Raw genomic sequence first — 16675 nt, 5'->3', positions numbered from 1 at the left:
GACGAGCTGTGCCGAACTCGGGGACGCTCCGTTCAGCTGCACCAACCCTGTTCGGCAGTAATGGGCTACAGGCAGGTAAAAAACAGTTGCCGGCGGTACAAAAGCCATTATAGATCAACGCCTTTCGATTGCGTAAAAATTAACGTCAGCTTAGTATCATTTTTTACAAAAACTTTTGTTTGCCAACATCCTGTCGTAATTTTGCACTCCATTGAAGGGGCTCCGGGATATCATGTTTCCGGCGTCTTTGGTCCACAGTTTATGCTAACGATTACCTTGCCGGTAACAGATTAAATAATGATGTATGCGTAATGCGGTTAGCAACAGCGCATCTCCTGATGTTGTATTGATTGGCGCCGGAATTATGAGTGCCACTTTGGGAGTGCTGTTAAAAGAATTGAATCCCGACCTGACGATCGAGGTTTTGGAAAGGCTGGACAGCGTGGCTCTGGAAAGCTCCGATGCATGGAACAATGCAGGCACAGGCCACTCGGCTTTTTGTGAGTTGAATTATACCCCCGAAAAAGAAGACGGCACCGTAAACGTACAAAAAGCGATCAAGATCGCTGAACAGTTCGAAGCGTCCAGGGAATTCTGGAGTTACCTGCTGGAGCAGGGGCATATCCGTCATGCAGCCGAATTTATCAGGGCTGTACCGCATATCAGCTTTGTATGGGGCGAAAAAAATGTAGACTATTTATTTAAACGCTACGAAGCCCTGGTACAAAATCACCTGTTCGGGGGTATGCAAATATCCACCGACAAAAATGAGCTGGCCGAATGGATGCCACTGGTAATGGATGGCCGTGATGAGAACGAAAAAGTAGCCGCCACCAATATGGCCATTGGTACCGATGTAAACTTTGGCGCCTTAACCCGCAAATTGTTCCGTTATTTATTTGATAAGCCCGGTATAACTTTTCACCTGGCGCATGAAGTACGTAACCTGGCCAAACAGGACGACGGCAGCTGGACCATCACCGTTAAAAACCTGACCACCGATAAAAAACGTAAGATCAATACCCGTTTTATTTTCATTGGCGCCGGCGGCGGCTCCTTACCCCTGTTGGAAAAATCGGGCATACCCGAAAGCAAAGGCTTTGGTGGTTTCCCGGTAAGCGGCCAGTGGCTGGTTTGTAATAACCCGGAAATAGTAGCGCGGCACGAAGCCAAAGTATACGGCAAAGCATCCGTAGGAGCACCACCCATGAGCGTACCGCATTTGGATACCCGCGTTATTGATGGCAAAAAAGCCCTGTTATTCGGACCGTATGCAGGCTTTTCCACTAAATTTTTAAAAAACGGGTCTTACTGGGACCTGCCTTCTTCCATCAAGCTTAGTAATATTAAGCCCATGGTGATGGCCGGTGTACATAATATTCCGCTCACCAAATACTTAATAGAACAGGTAAGCCAATCAGCAAAGGACAGGCTGGCGGCGCTGCAGGAATATATGCCTCTTGCCCGTTTGGAAGACTGGGACCTTGAAACAGCAGGACAGCGGGTACAGGTAATTAAAAAAGATGAGAAAGAGGGTGGTGTACTGGAGTTTGGTACCGAAGTGGTAAGTGCAGCCGATGGCAGTATCGCCGCTTTACTGGGTGCCTCGCCCGGCGCTTCTACAGCTGTGGCCATTATGCTGGAACTGTTACAACGTTGTTTTCCGCAGGAGTTGAAAACGGCAGCGTGGCAGGAAAAATTAAGCGAAATGATCCCCTCCTATAACCAGTCCCTGTCAAAAGATGCGGAGTTGTGTCACCAATCGCGCCAGCGTACCGCACAGGTATTAGGCCTGGTAAATGAAGAGCTGGCTGCACATTAATGATACAATAGCAATAGCTACTTGTTATAATAGTATAAAAAAAGAGGAACCATGGTTCCTCTTTTTATTTTATGCTGTGCAGTATTTTATTTTACCGCAACAGAACTAAAAAACTTGTCTTTATTGGTAACAGCCACCGGTGTAGGTACGCTGCTGGTCAGTACATACAGTATTTCACCTACGAAAACGGCTTTCATGAACAGCTTATTCTTTTTCTCACCATCTTCGGCTTCAAAAATATAAGTGGTATAATTACCCCAGGGAACTATTTCTGTTTTAGTGAAAGTAAAACCGGCTAACTGGCCTTCAAACTGGCCTTTCAGCATATCATGAAACTCCTGGGTAGGGGCCTGCTCTGCAATTGTCGCCGAATCCATACCAAAAGCACCCAGGTCGGTAAAGGTTACCACGTAAGATACACTGTCGGCGTCTTTATACTTAAAAATATTTACACCCATCATTTCTTCCTGCTGGGGTTTAGCAGGGAAAGCAACAGTAAACTTTTTATCAATATCCTGTTTTACCCATTCTGTTTGTGCAAATGCACTCAAACCAACCAGGGCAACAAATAACGTAACAAAAAACTTTTTCATGCTAATTCTTCTTTTAGGGTGTTAAAATAGGTTATAATGACGCAATAAAAAAATCAGGAACTGCTTATACATTATTCACCGCCCGATAAACCATCAGGCCAGCTACAGGAACACAAACCGTTCCAAAAAAACATATCTGCCCTTACTTAGCTTTTTGATAACGTCTTTTTTTACTTTTCAGGTACTTGGTATGGATGATCTCGCTCATGGGCTTCTGTTGCACTTTGCTTTCCAGCCAGGAAATAATATCCAGGTAGGCAAAAGCACGGGTCTCAAAACGGTTGCCTTCCAGGTGTTTTACTTTCTCCAGGAATTTCTCCAATTCCGGGCGCTGCTGGTGTTTGGTGAACTTAAAGGAGTTGCGGAAAAACTTGAACATCTCTTCTTCTATCATGGTCAGGTTCTCCATTTTGGACATATACCGGTATACCGAGCGGGTCAGGTGGTCCATCAAATCCATATTGCCCAGTTCAAAATGTGCCAGCAGGTGTAATAAACGGGCATAACACTGCAGGTCCGAGCGGAGGCCGGCATGTTCATTAATAATGGTTTGCAGGTAATCGATACAGGTGCTGTAATCGCCGCTGCCAAAATAAAGCGTGGCAATTTTATAATTCACCACCATGATCCGGTGTTTATCCAGGAACAGGCTGTATTCTTCCATTTTTTCGTTAATGCCGGGTACCAGTTTCAGGCCTTCTTTAAAAGTGCCGGTTATATTATGGAAGTTGATCCTGGCACTGGCAATGTACACAAAGGACTGTACCTTAAAGTTTTCGCTTTGCTGTACCCTTTTGGTTTCAGCAAATTTTTCAAAACGTTTCAGGTCAATTTCAAACTTCTCGTAATTGCGCAGGTCAAAATGGGCATTCAACAGGTTATGCAGGCCTTTAATGTAGTGCCCGGTCTCTACCCTTTGCAGATCGGGCTGTTCCAGGTAAAGATCCACCCATTTTTGGGTGTACTTATAATACAATATAAAATCCTGGCGTATAAAGGCCGACCAGGTATAGATCTGGTATAAATAAAGCCTTTCGTAGAAGCCGGTTTCTTTATCGGCTCCTTTGGGCAGGTTATCTTTTAAAAAGTCTTTTACCAGTTGCTCGTCCTTTTCGTTACGGGCATGACCATGCTGGATATAGAACCCATAGATCTGCAGGGCAACATCGGATAACCTGGAGATCATGTCCAGCTTGCGGTTTACCTCGTTGGCTTCCACCGACAATTCAATGGTGCGGCTGCCATAGTTACCCGTAACGTGCAGGGTTTCAATGCGTTTCTCCAGGGCAATGATCTGGGGCAGGAAGAAATACTTCTGGTTGGTATGGGCCAGCTCCTTGGCCTTATCAATTACCCGCAGGCTTTGGATGAATAAGCCTTTTTTATATAAAATATGGGCATTGTCAAAAAGCTCATTTAACTGAAGATCAAGGCTATCGGCACTTTTTAACAGGCGCAGGCTGCTGAGTATTTGTTTGTATAAATGGGTTTTAAGGTTGGCCAGCTGGGGTTTGGTTACCCCGGACAGGCGTTTCATCAATAAACGCTCGTCATAATCTTCCATACGGTCCAGGGCATCAAATACCTGTACGATCTTAAGGTTCTCTTTTGCCGAACTTCTGTTGATATAAAGCTTAAAATGTCGTTTTTCCGCTTTTTCGAGGGAGTGGATTAATTGAAATAATATGTCCGTAGAACGGTTGGGCATCATAAAGAAATTAAAGTGAAATACAGTACCAGCAACGATTTGAGGGCAAATGTAACTGGTTTGCCGTAAATAAAAGAGGTTTAACTTGTTTTTGAAACAGTTAAATCTCATATTACTTTTACATCAGAAACAACGATAGAAGGTTTTCAGATAGCAAGCAATCGTTAAAAGGCAAAGCGTGTTAGAGGTCGAAAGAAGTAAAACCAGTTTGTTTCGCGGATTAAAACCCCGCTATTAAGTTCTACTACGAAGATTTTTCATATGGCAAGCAATCGTTAGAGGTCAGTCCGTTTCTACGGAAGGGCCTTTTTTTATGCCCTAAAGGCTCGCTAAAATAATACTTTTTTTATAATTCGTTAACATTTAGGAAAAAATTATTGCCGATCATACCGATAATCTGCCTAATCTGCTGAAAATCATATAGCATTATTATCCCGCCTGCAGCTATCCTGCTGTAAGCCAACTTTTTAAACAAAACCCCGTAATCGGCGAGCTTTTTTATACGCCTGCCGTTTGTTGCCGGTAAGTATCCTTATCCAGTTCATACCAGTTGTGCAGCACACCATCCAGCATAAAAGTTTCTGTCAACTGCATACCCACTTTAATTAATACCTGGTTGGAGCCTTTATTGGCACAATCGGCCATAGCGGTTATTTTGTCCAGCTGTAACTGGTCAAAGCCATAAGCCAGGCTGCCTCTTGCCGTTTCAGTAGCTACGCCCTTGCCCCAATGCTGTTGCAGCAGCCGGTAACCCAGGTCGTACACATTTACCTGGTTATTATAAGGCGTTTCCAGTTTTTTAAGACCGGCCCAGCCCATAAACTCATCTGTTACCTTATCAATAATGGCCAGGCGGCCCACACCCAGGCGGGCATATTGATCCTGTATGGAACGGATAATGGCATCAACCTCTTCAATTGATTGTATAGGGTTGTTGCCCAGGTATTGGTGTACCTCAGGATCTGAATCGAGCCGGAACATATCGTGACGGTCGCTTAATTCAAGTTGACGGGCAATAAATCGTGGGGTTTCAAAAATGAGGGTCATGGCACATAAAGATAGAAGGTATAGGGCAAAAGGTAAAAGGTAGCGTGTATAGGGGTACGTGTTTACAATCATGCAGACTTATCATTAAAGCTTATACCCGAACCCTACACCTTTACTCCATATACTTATAACCTACGCCACGTACCGAATGAAAGAATTTAGGATTGCGGCTGTCGGCTTCGAAGTATTTGCGGAAGTTTAAAATAAAGTTATCGATGGTGCGGGTAGTAGGATACACATTATAACCCCAAACGGATTGTAATATTTTTTCGCGGGGCACTACTTCATTCTTGTTCTCAATGAGCAGTTTTAAGAGCATGGTCTCCTTTTTACTCAGCTGTATTTTACCGCCGGTAAAAGTAGTGGCTTCCTGGGCTTTAAAATCAACCAGGTTATTGCCAAAAGTATAACTGTTACCCAGGGTTGATTTATCCTGTAGTTTTTTATTCTTATTGATCAGCTTGTTTACACGCAGCAATAACTCCTCCAGGTTAAAGGGTTTGGTGAGGTAATCGTCGGCGCCTTTTTTTAATCCCAGTACTTTATCAGCACTGCTGTTTTTGGCGCTTAGTATCAGTATAGGCACTTCATTATTGCTGATGCGTATGGTTTCGGCCACGGTAATACCATCCACTTCGGGTATCATCACATCCAGTACAATCAGGTCAAAGTATTCTCCCTGCACGGTCTGTAATGCAGCCGATCCGTCGTAAGCAGAGGTAACGTTATAACCTTCCAGTTCCAGGTTTAGTTTTAATGCCTCGTGCAGGTTCTGTTCGTCTTCTACCAGTAAAATAGATGGTTTGTTATCGTCGCTCATGGTACTAAAAGTTCTTTGCAATGAAAGTTTGAAATTATTAACGGGGCTTATGTACTAACCCGGAAAATTAACTACAAAGCTACTCCCGTTTGGACTATGATTTGTCACCGAAATGTCCGCATTATGATATTGTGCGATCCTGGTACAAAGATACAACCCTAAACCCGTGCCCTGCGCTTTGCGGGTGTTTTCGTTGCCGATACGGTAAAACTTTTCAAAAATATTTTGTTTTTCCTCGTCGGGAATGCCGGGCCCTTCATCGCTGATGGTCAATTGCTTTAAACCGCCGTTCTGCTGCAGGCTGGCAGTAATAGCGCCGGTTTTGGGTGAATATTTCACCGCGTTCTCCAGCAGGTTATTAATGAGCAGTTGTAATAACAGGGGGTCACCGATCACATCTATATCATCCTGTACCTGTTGTACCCATTTACGGTCGGGAAAACGCTTTTCAAAACCGGCCAGGCAATCTTTTAACAGGTCCGACAGGTCCAGCTCTTCATTCGCATTTTTATAGCCGTCGCCTTCCAGCTGCGAGGATAACAGGATATTGTTGGTCAGAAAATTTAAACGCGAGGTTTCTTCCAGCGCCGTATTGATGAGTTTTTTTTGTTTCTCGGGGTCCAGCTGATACCTCTGTAGTGTTTCTAAATTAAGGCGGGTAATGGCAATAGGCGTTTTCAGTTCATGGGTTACCGCCATCATAAAATTCTGTTGCTGTATCTGCCATTTGATCTGGCGGCGTACCGAACGAAAGATAAAAATACCCGTAATAACGATAAGCGCTAAGAAAAAAAGTCCTTCGCTCAGGTGCATGGCCGTTTTTTTACGGCGCTCCTGCTGAATGGCTTTCAGTTCATATAAATAAACAATAGGGGCCGAAGTGCTGTCAACTGTGGCGTTTAACTGTTTGTATTTAAAATCGGCCAGGGAGTCGCTCTGTCTTTCCAGTGAAATAAACCACCAAACCAGGGCGGCTACAATATAGGTTAACATCATCCAGTAAATGATGGTAGCCCGTTTTAATTTTCTTTTGCTGTTATCAACCATGTGTTTGCAGCATGCGGGTATTACATGCCAGTTTTTTCAATGCGTATGCCGGCATCTAATACATGCTTCAGCGGGTCTTCACGCATTATTTGTTCCAGCTTAAATTCATAATCGCCGGCTTTCAGTAATATGGGGTCACCCAGTTTTATCATGTGACTGTAAATATCGTCCATACCCTGGCCCAGCCAGCCCTTTTCGTTAGTAGCTAACAACAGATCCTGCTGAATGTTTACGGCGCTATCCTGTTGCGGACCTTTTGCCCAAACATTAACATATATATTGTTGTAATTGTATTGTTGCGTATGGCGTAATACAACATATAACTGGTAGGGAACGGTGGTGTCCTTAATCGTAAACTTAAACGAGGGTATGAAATTGCTTTTCCATTCCTGCTTTGGCATGGTAGCCCACTTTTCGTATAAATCAACAGTTTGACACGATGTTAAACAAACGGCCAGTAATGCCAGTCCTGATAAAACGGGTAAATATTTTTTCAACGTGGTAATTGTTTATTGCAAAAGTATAACGGGCAGTTTAATTGTTTACTTTTTTTACGTCCCGGCCAATAATTTTAATGCCGGCTGCGGTTTTTCATGGCATCCCGGTTGCGCAGCGCCCCGGCAATAATGTTAGGGGCGGAAACCTCTTCACTCCTGAATGCTGTATCAAAATACCCGACAACTTATGGCTAAGTACTTATTGACAGATACTCATACTATAATCACCAGCTAACAGGGTATTACAGTACATTTAATATCTGCTCCTTGGCTTTCTCCAGTTCATCCTTCATCATCACCACCATTTTCTGAATGGCCGAGTCGTAAGCTTTGGAGCCGGTGGTATTTATTTCGCGGCCCACCTCCTGTAATACAAAGGATAACTTTTTGCCTTTGCTGTCGTCGGCTTCCTGCAAAATGGTTTTGAAATAACTGCAATGGTTCAGTAAACGCACCTGCTCTTCGCTGATATCAATTTTTTCAATGTAATAGATCAGTTCCTGCTCCAGCCTGTTTTCGTCGTAGTTCTCTTTACCTACTCTTTCTTCCAGGATCTTTACAATGCCGTCTCTTATTTTCTTTTGACGTAGCGGCTCGAGTTTAATGATCTCCTGCTGCCAGTGTTCAATATTAGTGATACGGGTAAGCAGGTCGTTTTCCAGGGAAGCGCCTTCGTTTAAGCGGTGGTTATTGATATTATCGATAGCGGTACTGATCACGGTTTGTAATTGTGCCCACTCCTCATCGGTAAGGGTTTCGCTGCTGGGGGTAATTACTTCCGGCATTTTGATCAGGGTGCTCAGTATCTGTGATGTGTCCAGGTTGAGGGTGGCAGCCAGGTCGGCCAGCGGCTGATAGTAGGCTTTGGCCAGGCTGGTATTAATGGTAACCGGTTTTGCGGTGCCGGTATCTTTTAAACTGATGGTACAATCTACCGTGCCGCGTAAAAGATTTTCTGATAACAAACGGCGGATGTCAAATTCAAATGGTTTTAAAATGGCCGGCATTTTTAAGGACAGGTCAAATTGTTTTCCGTTTAAAGATTTGATGTCCACTAAAAATGTTTTATCTCCTATGGACTGTTCGTGCCTGCCAAAGCCGGTCATTGATTTTAACATACGTAAGGTAGTTTTTGTAAAGATAATGTATAGCTTGGTTTAGCAATCATATTCTGTTTGTTGTTTGGCGGGCTTTACACAGGTCTTTATACCCAAGCTCCGGCGACGGCCGCCTGGCATATAGTATCATATACAATGATAAGGGTTAGGTTTTATGAAACTATAATACCGGGTTTACTAAAAGAGCATCATCCTGAAAGATGGTGATAAGTATAGAGTTGCCATATTGAAAACATGGAATAGTAATAACAAAAAATCCTCTCAGAAAACTGAGAGGATTATTATATAGATGGGTTAGTAAGTACAGGGAAATAAATTTCCCTACACAATATTAAATATAATTTCTTCTATCTAAAAAATATTTTCAAACTATTTTATTCACATTTTATGGAAAGGTGTGGATAAGGCCGGCCGTAAAAACCGTTAAAAACGCATAGCTTTTATAACCTGCTGTAAACAATGTATAAGCAATAACTATTACAACAGTTATAAACCAATACGCTGAAACATTGATGAAATAAGGGTTGTATGAGATGATGTTTTGTGAAGGCATAGTATGATGTAAGTTTTTTATACCGGTAATTGTATGTCAGGGTTTGTATTTATCCACCTGTCGGGTAGGGTAAAAACAGGCAAAATTTTTTTTTATAAAACCGGGTGTTTTTAACAGCTTCCCGGAAAAATAGATGAATAAAACATGTACATCGACGTTGCTATGCCTATTAACTTTGCCGGATAAATTATAACACTATGCAATTTGATAAACCGGTTTCGCTTGCATTTATAGGAGAGTTGATTGGTGCTACCGTGCACGGTAATACTACCGCATTTGCAAAAGGAATAAATGAAATACATAAAGTAGAAGAAGGTGACCTGGTGTTTGTCGACCATCCCAAATATTATGACACCTGTTTAAAATCGGCTGCCAGTTTTATTATAATTAATAAACAGGTAGATATACCGGAAGGCAAGGCCATATTGGTGGTAGATGAACCCTTTGAAGCGTATTTGAAAATTGTAGAACACTACCGTCCATTTTTACCATCGACCAAACCGGTGAGTGATACGGCTGTAATTGGCGAGGGCACAGTGATCATGCCCAATGCATTTATAGGTAACCATGTGCAGATCGGTACCAACTGTATCATACATCCCGGGGTAACTATTCTGGATTATTGCGTACTGGGTAATGATGTAGTGATACAGGCCGGCACTGTTATTGGCAGCGATGCCTTTTACTACAATAAAAAAACCAACCGCGATATTCACTATAAAAAAATGAAAAGTTGCGGCCGTGTGGTGATTGAGGATGGTGTGGAAATAGGAGCAGGCTGTACCATTGACCGGGGCGTAACTGCCGATACTTTAATAGGTGCCGGCACTAAAATGGATAATATGGTACATATTGGCCATGATACTACTGTAGGTAAAAACTGTTTGTTTGCTGCCCAGGTAGGTATTGCCGGTGCCTGTGTAATTGAGGATGAAGTAATACTGTGGGGACAGGTAGGGGTAAGCAAAACACTTACTATTGGCAAAGGGGCCGTAATTAATGCGCAGAGCGGCGTACCATCTGATGTTGCCGGCGGTAAAGTATATTTTGGCACACCCATTATGGAAGCCAAAGAAAAAATGAAAGAGCTGGTTTGGGTAAAACGTATCCCGGAATTATGGAGTAAAGTGGTGGATAAAAAGTAAACGGCTGCATAAAACAAAAAGCCTTTGTATACTGCACACCTATTGGCCGGCGCAGGATACAAAGGCTTTTTAATAAAAATAAATTTTAAGGCAGGTAGTCGTAAGGCAACTGGTCCGCTATATTCTTCCAGCTCCAATATCCCTGGTTGATCCAGTTTTTTTGTTCGTAATAATACCCGTTCTGTTTAATCAAAAGTGGTTCTAAAATATCTACATAGGAAACCTGCACTCCTACATCCTTCGGTAATTTAAATTGTTCTAAATAACTGTTTTCGGGTACGGCTTTAATATAAGTGATGCTGGCTTTTTGCGGGTAAAATAATTCCACCTCATCCAGCGAATCCACCACCTCGTAATATTTTGTATCCAGGGGTTTCAGCAATAACAAGAACCGGGTTTTATCAGTTTCGTCCAGCAGGCTTACATTAAAGCCCGACTCTTTTAACGTACTGTCGTATACCGACCGCAGAAAGTGCATGCGTGAGCCGAAATAAGCTTTTTCGCGGTTGGCCTTCCAGTTCATAGCCTGGCTCACCGTACCCAATTTCTCCGTATAAAAACAGGTGCCGCGGTAAGAGCTGATATTGGTTTTATAATGGTACACAAATGAATCCAGTTTGTATTGCAGGTCGTAGCCCAGGGCCTCGTTGTTTATAACAAGCGGCTCGGTGGCCAGTACTTTCAGCTTATCGGTACGGCGGTAATAAAAGAAACGTACTACATCCTTGTTCATAATAGTACAGTTAGCTGCAAACGGCGTGGAGCCAATAAACTGGCTGATGAAAAAATCGCCATACTTTTCCCAGCCGTCCATTACTTCGTTACTGCTTTGTATCACCACTTCATCCATGGCTTTATCCTGTTTTAATAAAGCAATTTCCAGGGTAATGTTTTTATTGTCGGTAATAGCAATGGTTTTATGCTCGTAACCGGTGAAAGAAAAGATAAGATCGTAACCGCCGGATTTTAAGGTTAATGAAAATTGTCCTTCTTTGGTAGAGGTGGTGCCGAGCGTTGTGTTTTGTGCAAACACGCTGGCGCCAGGCAGGGGTTCGCGGGTAAGAGAGTCAACAATTTTACCGGTAATGGTAATTTGCGAAAGGGCAGGCGTGGCTATACAACAAGCCGCTAATAAACCTAACAGGAATAGTTTGTTCATAGAAAACGATTAGTGATAAAGATACTATAAATAAAATAACCGGGCAGCGTTGCCAGAGTATGGCGGGTTATACTTTACCGGCTGCCAGCTGCAGGTATTTTTTACCGGCACGGGCAATTGATTCGGCTAAAGGTGTAAAATTAAAACCGGGTAATGCGTTTAAGATTTTACTGTTGGTAAAGCTGGTATTGCTTTGGGCCACACGGGCGCTTTCCCTGGTAAGAAAAGCCTTACCACCGGTAAGTTTTGCCTTTAACCAGGCCATACGCCAGGCCAGGCCGGCAATAAAGGGAGTAGCTTCTTTATGCGGAGGTTTTTTACCAAGGGCTTGTGCAATAGTATCTAACAGCTGCTTAAAAGTCCAGTTATCACCGTTCACAATATAACGTTGTTCAGTAATATCCGATTCCATTAACAGGATAGCAGCTTTGGCTACATCTTCCACATCTACAAAGCCGTTCATGCCTTTGCTGTACCAGGGAAACTCTTTGTATACATTTTTAAAGATGGCGCTGCTGCCGGTATTCCAGTCGCCGAAGCCCAGTATGGTGGATGGGTTTAGAATCACCGCGTCAAGCCCTTCAGCCATGCCGCGCCAAACTTCCATCTCGGCCTTGTTTTTACTTTTGGCGTAGCTGGTGGTGAGTTTATTTTCTTCCCATTTTTTTTCTTCACTTACTGTTTCGCCATGTAATGTGCGGCCCAGTGCTGCTACTGAACTGATATAGACCAGTTTTTTTACATTGCTGTCCAATGCCATATTCACTACATTGGCCGTTCCCTCTACATTGATCTTCATCATACGCTGTTTATCCTTTTTGGCAAAGGATACCACTGCGGCGCTGTGAATGATATAGTCAACCTCCTCCATGGCTTCCTGTAAGGATACCACATCCAGTATATCCCCATCGATCCATTGTACTTTTTCCAGTAAATGCGGTTGAATATGTGTTGGAAGATTGGCTGAGCGGCGCAGTGCTTTAACGGCATACCCCTTCTCCAATAACTGAAGTAAAATATAACCGCCTAAAAAACCGGTCCCGCCTGTTACAAGTACAGTTGCCAAAAATTGAGGGTGTTGATTTATTAAAACTGCCGCGAAGATAGTTCAACTTACCTGTCCCCCCTTGCTAAATTATTAATAGTTGTAATAACCCTTACCGGATTTACGACCCAGCTCCCCTTTTTTCACTTTTTCCTCCTGTATATAGGATGGTTTCAGGCGTTCGGGTTGCTGCAGTTGTTCGTATACCGAGCAGCTTACAGCGTAATTAATATCGTTGCCGATCAGGTCCATTAATGCAAAGGGTCCCATTTTAAAGCCGGTGCTTTCCATCAGTTCATCTATTTGTGCAAAATCGGCCAGCCCTTCTTCGGCCAGTCGTAGGGCCTCGATATAATAGGGGCGGGCCACACGGTTCACAATAAACCCGGGAGAGTCCTTACAAACTACCGGTGTTTTTTGCATGGTGTTTACCAGCGCTTCCATTTGGGTAATGGTTGCTGTCGTATTGAATTCTGTTTTCACTACTTCCACCAGTTTCATTAAAGGAGCTGGGTTGAAAAAATGTAAACCCACTACACGCTCCGGGTGACTTATTTGTGCGGCCAGCCGGGTGATGGATAAGGAGGAAGTGTTGGAAGCGAAAATAGTTTCGGGGGTATTGATACCGGCTAACTGGTTAAAAAGCGATAGTTTCACTTCCATTTTTTCTACGATAGCTTCAATAAATACTTCGGCAATACATTGGTTGATATCTGTTATATACCTTAGCCGGCCGATGGTTTGTTGTTGCTGGTCCGGAGTGATCTTTTCTTTTGACACCAGTTTTTGCAGGCTGCCTTCTATACCAGCTTTTGCCTTTTGCAGCATATCCGCATTTACATCGTACAATAAGGTGGTAAAGCCCGCTGTTGCGGCTACCTGGGCAATGCCGCTACCCATGGTGCCGGCACCGCAAACACAAATAGTCTGTATAGTCATATAGCCTGTATTGCTGCAAATATATTGTACTGCCTGTTAATGGGGCAGGCTGTCTTTAAAACGTCCGTATACCCAGGTACCTGCAATTGCGCTTAACAAAGTAACAATGATAACGGTAGCGCCGGTGCCTATCTGGGCAAACAATGGTCCGGGGCAGGCGCCGGTAATGGCCCAGCCAAAACCAAATAATACCCCGCCATAGATATTTCCTTTGGTGAATTGTTTTTTGGAGAAGGTGACCGGTTCGCCATCTATGGTTTTAATGTTGAACTTTTTGATTAACCATACCGATAACATGCCTACGGCAATGGCGCTGCCGATAATGCCATACATGTGAAAGGATTGCAGGCGGAACATTTCCTGTATACGAAACCAGCTGATGATCTCGGCCTTAACGAAAACAATACCGAATAAAATGCCCACGACCATGTATTTGATCTGCCCGTACCATTTAGTGGATGGTGTGGTTGTATTTTCCTGAATAGAGTGCTGCATGTTCTTGTTTTTTATAAAGCCAGTATATAAGGTAAAATAAGATTGGCCATGATAAAACCTCCGGCCATAAAACAGATCGTAGCCACCAGTGAGGGCCATTGCAAAGTGGATAAACCCATGATGGCATGACCACTGGTACAGCCCCCGGCATAACGAGTGCCAAAGCCCACTAAAAAACCACCCACCACCATCATGATCAATCCCCTGATCGTTAATAGGGCCGGCCAGTTCATAATATCTGCAGGAACCAGGTGTTTGTAATTGGTAATGCCATAACCGGCCAGTTCAGTGGATAGTTTGGGGTTTACCACAACAGGGTCGGGGTTGGCCAGTAAGGTACTGGCAATAATACCCCCTAAAAAAATACCCAATACAAAGAACAGGTTCCAGGCTTCCTTTTTCCAGTCGTAAGTAAAAAAAGGAATTTTTGCCGGTAGGCAGGCCGCACAGATATGGCGCAGGGATGAGCTGATGCCAAAGGATTTATTACCCAGTAATAACAACACCGGCACTGTAAGACCAATAAGCGGACCGGCGATATACCAGGGCCAGGGCTGGTTGATAAATAGTAACATGCTGAAAATTATTTGTGACACAAAATTATGCAATCGTATTTGCAAAATTGTTTAGCAAGTGAACGGCACGGGTTATTTAGGTTTACCTTGAACCCTTATCCAGCCTTCGACTATATTATGATAAAAAAATTGCTTTGCCCTTTATTATTGATCACTTGTTTACTGACAAAAGCCCAGACCGGCCCCGCACCTGCCGCTTATTTTAATTTTAATAAAACACTTGTTGCAACCGGTAAGGAAACGATAAAGCCGGTAATTACCGGGAAGCCGGCGTACGCTAAAAGTTTTGCCGGTAGCAGTTTGCAACTGAATGCGCAAACAGTACAGGCTTTTGAACTGGAAAAAACGGTGTTGCCTTTTACGACAGCGCAGGATTACAGCATCCAGTTCTGGATAAAAACAACAGTGCCGGCCGCTTATACCATGCCGCTGCTGGGCCAGAAAGCCATTACCAACACCGGTTTAGCGGAACAAAAAAAGCCGGGCTGGTTGTTTTATGTTTCGGAGGGTACCTGGGCTTTTAATATAGGCACGGGGAGGCGCAGGATAACCCATGAAAGAGAGAACGGACATATTATGCCGTTGAACGATGGCAAATGGCACCAGCTGACCATGACCTATGACAGTAAAACTGCACAACTAAAACTATTTTACGATGGTGATATAAAGGCGCAATACTTTATTGGCGATTCCGTGGGCTTTCACCTGCAAGACGCCATGCCGCTGGTAATAGGCAGCAAAACGTTTAAGCAACCGGATACGCTTATTCAAAGTGCCATACGGGAAGGTGCGGTTAATTTACAAAGACTAACAGATGCTTTTACGGCATTGGGTGCGGGAATAGCTGCGGATAATGACTATGCTGTATTAGTAAGTGATCCCCAACAGTTGTACAGCGATTATATAAAAAAAGCATCGCCGGAGATGGGTGCAGATGCACTGGCCGCTAAACTGAAAGCGACAGATTTTGAGACTATCAATAAAATAAGATCAGCACTGATGCGTAATCCTTATACTGTGCACCAGGTAATTGATTTTGTAGAGGTAGCGCCGGTGACAAAGTTTTATCGTTTACAAAACGGACACATTGTTATTAATGATACGGCCGTGCAAAAACATATTGTCAACCGCAGGTTGCAGGCGCCTGATTTTGAAATAGATGAACTGAAGATATGGAACAGCGCCATTAGTGAGGCGGACGTACAGGCTGGTTGGGTAAAATATTTTAGCAGCAAAAAAACATCGCTTGCCAATAATGTAAAAACTATTACAGTTGCCAACTGGAATATCTGGCATGGAGGTAAACATGCTACTATAGCCAAAGACGGCTATGATTCCCGCAAACGTATTGTGGAGATGATACAAAAAGAAAATGCGGATGTGGTAATGTTACAGGAAACCTATTCATCAGGAGAGTTTATTGCAGCCGAGCTGGGTTATTATTATGCGGCCAGTGCCGACTGGGATTATTTAAACCAGGGGTCTAATATTTCTGTGTTGAGCCGGTATCCTATCCGTTCGGTACATGTGCCGCCCGGCGCACCTTTTATGAACCTGGGAGCAAGAATAGCGGTTAGTAAAACACAGGAAATATATATCATGTCCAACTGGTATGGTATGAACCAGTTTAACCAGGTGTATGATTTTCACCAGCAGCGTTTTGAAACAAGCGATAGTATACCGGTAATATTTGCTGGTGATTTTAATGCCGTGCCGTTTATGGATGGCGGTAAGGATAATCCCGCGTCGGTGAAACTAACGGGAGCGGGCTTTACCGATGCCTACCGGCAGGTATATCCCGATGTTAAAAAATACCCGGGTTATTCGCATATTATTGGTGAAAGAATTGACCAGTTGTATTATAAAGGCCGGGCATTGCAGTTACAGGATTTTAAACTGATCACCACCTGGCCGGGAGGTTATCCCTCTGACCATGGATTGATGATTGCCCGGTTTGGATGGAACCCATGACGGGAAGTGTGCCGGGCTTTTTGTTACAGCCGAAGGGCTGCCCTGCTTAGGCGGAAATACTGGCGGCCTGATAGCCGGCAGATTGCAGCCGGGCGGGGAACTGCTGCCGGGATTTGTTACCAGGCCGGGAGCCCATCATAA

The 16675-nt window shown here is 43.7% G+C and carries 15 protein-coding genes; 3 read left to right on the top strand and 12 right to left on the bottom strand.

Features of this window, described 5'->3' with window-relative positions; all coding sequences use genetic code 11:
- Positions 1–304 precede the first annotated feature (304 nt).
- Positions 305–1822, top strand: a complete 1518-nt coding sequence (locus ACFS6H_RS03320; RefSeq protein WP_386095197.1) for a malate:quinone oxidoreductase — start codon at positions 305–307, stop codon at positions 1820–1822.
- A gap of 86 nt (positions 1823–1908) precedes the next feature.
- Here the strand turns inward: ACFS6H_RS03320 and ACFS6H_RS03315 are convergent, their stop codons facing one another.
- The 7 genes from ACFS6H_RS03315 to ACFS6H_RS03285 all read right to left on the bottom strand — a co-directional run bounded on the left by ACFS6H_RS03315 (position 1909) and on the right by ACFS6H_RS03285 (position 8652).
- The gene (locus tag ACFS6H_RS03315; RefSeq protein WP_386095195.1) at positions 1909–2415 is read right to left on the bottom strand and encodes a hypothetical protein; all 507 of its coding nucleotides are present in this window, start codon (positions 2413–2415) and stop codon (positions 1909–1911) included.
- Positions 2416–2557: 142 nt separating this feature from the next.
- Positions 2558–4126, bottom strand: a complete 1569-nt coding sequence (locus ACFS6H_RS03310) for a hypothetical protein (RefSeq protein WP_386095193.1) — start codon at positions 4124–4126, stop codon at positions 2558–2560.
- Between the two features lie 495 nt (positions 4127–4621).
- Entirely contained in the window at positions 4622–5170 is a 549-nt protein-coding gene (locus tag ACFS6H_RS03305; RefSeq protein ID WP_386095191.1) for a GNAT family N-acetyltransferase, read from the bottom strand.
- Between the two features lie 112 nt (positions 5171–5282).
- Complete coding sequence (locus ACFS6H_RS03300) at positions 5283–6011, bottom strand: response regulator transcription factor (protein ID WP_386095189.1); 729 nt, start codon at positions 6009–6011, stop codon at positions 5283–5285.
- A gap of 33 nt (positions 6012–6044) precedes the next feature.
- The gene (locus ACFS6H_RS03295; protein ID WP_386095187.1) at positions 6045–7037 is read right to left on the bottom strand and encodes a sensor histidine kinase; all 993 of its coding nucleotides are present in this window, start codon (positions 7035–7037) and stop codon (positions 6045–6047) included.
- 20 nt (positions 7038–7057) lie between these two features.
- Positions 7058–7534 (bottom strand): gliding motility lipoprotein GldH, encoded by a 477-nt coding sequence (locus ACFS6H_RS03290; RefSeq protein ID WP_386095185.1) that lies wholly within the window; start codon positions 7532–7534, stop codon positions 7058–7060.
- A 242-nt stretch (positions 7535–7776) separates the two neighbouring features.
- On the bottom strand, positions 7777–8652 hold the full coding sequence (locus tag ACFS6H_RS03285) for a YicC/YloC family endoribonuclease (protein ID WP_386095183.1): 876 nt from the start codon (positions 8650–8652) through the stop codon (positions 7777–7779).
- A gap of 750 nt (positions 8653–9402) precedes the next feature.
- Between ACFS6H_RS03285 and ACFS6H_RS03280 the strand changes: the two genes are divergently transcribed.
- Positions 9403–10350: a UDP-3-O-(3-hydroxymyristoyl)glucosamine N-acyltransferase gene (locus ACFS6H_RS03280; protein WP_386095181.1), complete on the top strand. Its 948-nt coding sequence runs from the start codon at positions 9403–9405 to the stop codon at positions 10348–10350.
- An 85-nt stretch (positions 10351–10435) separates the two neighbouring features.
- On the opposite strand, the gene ACFS6H_RS03275 is transcribed toward ACFS6H_RS03280, so the two are convergent.
- From ACFS6H_RS03275 to ACFS6H_RS03255, 5 genes are all read right to left on the bottom strand, one after another.
- A complete protein-coding gene (locus ACFS6H_RS03275; RefSeq protein WP_386095179.1) occupies positions 10436–11509 on the bottom strand; it encodes a carboxypeptidase-like regulatory domain-containing protein in 1074 nt (357 codons plus the stop codon).
- A gap of 67 nt (positions 11510–11576) precedes the next feature.
- Positions 11577–12575, bottom strand: coding sequence for an SDR family NAD(P)-dependent oxidoreductase (locus ACFS6H_RS03270; RefSeq protein WP_386095177.1), 999 nt, complete (start codon positions 12573–12575; stop codon positions 11577–11579).
- Positions 12576–12647: 72 nt separating this feature from the next.
- Entirely contained in the window at positions 12648–13493 is an 846-nt protein-coding gene (locus ACFS6H_RS03265; protein WP_386095175.1) for a 3-hydroxyacyl-CoA dehydrogenase NAD-binding domain-containing protein, read from the bottom strand.
- 36 nt (positions 13494–13529) lie between these two features.
- Positions 13530–13988 carry a DUF6691 family protein gene (locus ACFS6H_RS03260; protein WP_386095173.1) on the bottom strand — a complete coding sequence of 153 codons (459 nt, stop codon included), beginning with the start codon at positions 13986–13988 and terminating at the stop codon, positions 13530–13532.
- A gap of 11 nt (positions 13989–13999) precedes the next feature.
- Complete coding sequence (locus tag ACFS6H_RS03255; protein WP_386095171.1) at positions 14000–14563, bottom strand: YeeE/YedE family protein; 564 nt, start codon at positions 14561–14563, stop codon at positions 14000–14002.
- Positions 14564–14680: 117 nt separating this feature from the next.
- Between ACFS6H_RS03255 and ACFS6H_RS03250 the strand changes: the two genes are divergently transcribed.
- Complete coding sequence (locus tag ACFS6H_RS03250) at positions 14681–16534, top strand: endonuclease/exonuclease/phosphatase family protein (protein ID WP_386095169.1); 1854 nt, start codon at positions 14681–14683, stop codon at positions 16532–16534.
- Positions 16535–16675 lie beyond the last annotated feature (141 nt).

Origin of the sequence: Terrimonas rubra (assembly GCF_042686025.1) — a bacterium.
Classification (GTDB): Bacteria; Bacteroidota; Bacteroidia; order Chitinophagales; family Chitinophagaceae; genus Terrimonas; species Terrimonas rubra.
Note: the sequence above shows the minus strand (reverse complement) of the source record. Positions and strands in the feature narration are given on the sequence as shown.